At 76.7% G+C, this 1,569-nt stretch carries 2 protein-coding genes and 1 pseudogene; all 3 read left to right on the top strand.

Annotation, left to right across the window (positions count from 1 at the left end; translation table 11 throughout):
* Positions 1-210 (top strand): type VI secretion system baseplate subunit TssF (locus BKE38_RS32220; RefSeq protein WP_165694225.1); only part of this gene is annotated, 210 nt, incomplete at its 5' end.
* Complete coding sequence (gene tssG / locus BKE38_RS18600; protein WP_165694224.1) at positions 207-1,169, top strand: type VI secretion system baseplate subunit TssG; 963 nt, start codon at positions 207-209, stop codon at positions 1,167-1,169. The genes BKE38_RS32220 and tssG, both read left to right, overlap by 4 nt.
* Positions 1,166-1,569 (top strand): annotated as a pseudogene (locus tag BKE38_RS30875) (hypothetical protein); the annotation flags it as partial. The gene tssG and the pseudogene BKE38_RS30875, both read left to right, overlap by 4 nt.

Raw genomic sequence — 1,569 nt, 5'->3', positions numbered from 1 at the left:
GCCTTCGTGCGCGGGCTGGATGTGACGCTGGCCTTCGACCCGGCCGGCTGGCAGGCCGGCGGGCTGCATCTGCTGGCCGCCGTGCTGGAGCGCTTCCTGGCGCTGCAGGTGTCTGTGAACGCCTTTACCCGCTGCCAGGTGGTGCTGCGCGGCCGGGCCGGCATCGCCGCGCGCTGGACGCCGCGCAGCGGGACGCGCGTGCTGCTGTGACGCCCCTCGAACGTCTGGTCCGCACGCCGCAGCGCTTCGAGCTCGACCAGGCGATCGACATCGTCAGCGGCCAGGGCGATCCGCGGGGCTTGCGCTTCCGCTCCACCGCGCGGCTGTCGCACCCGACCGCCGCCGTCGTCGCGGCCGATCCGGCCAAGCGGCAGCTGACGCTGGGCGCCTTCGGGCTGATCGGCCCGGGCGGCGTGCTGCCGCGCCACCACACCGCGACGGTGGCCCAGGAGAAGCGCAAGCGCTCCGAGGCGCTGCATGCCTTCGTCGACCTGCTGGGTGGCCGTTTCGCCGGGCTCTGGGCGGCGGCCGGGCGAAAATACCGGCCGACGCGTGACCCGCTGCCGGCCGAGCGGGCGCTGGCGGCGGTGATCGGCTTCGGCACGCCGGGCCTGGCGCCGCGCGCCGGGGTGCCGGCCGCGGCGCTGCTCTTCCATGCCGGCAATCTGGCGCCGCGGATGCGCTCGGCCGAGCGGCTGCGCGCCCTGCTGCAGGAGGAGGTCGGCTTCCCGGTCGAACTGGAGGAATTCGCCGGCGGCTGGCTGCGGCTGCCGGACAGCGAGCGGTCCCGCCTCGGCGCCGGGCGGCAGCACAATGCGCTGGGGCTGAGCACGGCGCTCGGCGCCCAGGTCTGGGACGCGCAGTCACGCTTCGTGATTCGCATCGGACCGCTGCCGCGGCTTGAATTCGAGGCGCTGCTGCCGGGCACGCCGCGGCATCACCGTCTCGTGGCCTTGACCCGGCTGCATGTTGGGCTGGATACCGGCTTCGCCGTCAACCTGGTGCTGGCGGCGGCGGCCGTCCCCACCATGGCCCTGGGCGGCGGCGGCGGAAGGCTGGGATGGACCAGCTGGATGGGCCAGGCGGCGCCGCGGCAGCGCGATGCCGCCGAGGCGATCTTCGAGGCGGCCGATCAGGCCGGCGTGATGCAGGAGGAGTTCGGGCGATGACCCGTGGCGCGAGGATGATGCTGCTGGCTCCGCTGCTGGGGCTGCCGATGCTGCTGCCGCCGCTCACCGCCCCGCGCGCCGCCGACCCGGCGGAGGAGGGCAGCGCCGCCGCCCAGAGCCTGATCGAGCAGCTGCGCCCGCGCACCCGCGGCATCCGCATCCCCGGCGCCGAAGCCTCCGCCGAGGCGCCGCCCTTGGCCGAGCTGCCACCCGTCACCGCCGCGCCCTCGGCGCCGCCGCCGCTGCCGGTCACCCCGGGCGCCAGCCTGGCGAGCCAGGCGGTGCGCGAGACCGCGCCCGGGCCGCTGCCCTCCGCCGGCGGCCCGCCGGCCATGCTGGGCAAGGTCGCGGCGGGCCCGACGGTCGCCGCCGCCGCGCCGCCGCCGGTGCGGCTGACCAC

The sequence above is a fragment of the Teichococcus deserti genome (genome assembly GCF_001982615.1).
Classification (GTDB): domain Bacteria; phylum Pseudomonadota; class Alphaproteobacteria; order Acetobacterales; family Acetobacteraceae; genus Pseudoroseomonas; species Pseudoroseomonas deserti.
Note: the sequence above shows the minus strand (reverse complement) of the source record. Positions and strands in the feature narration are given on the sequence as shown.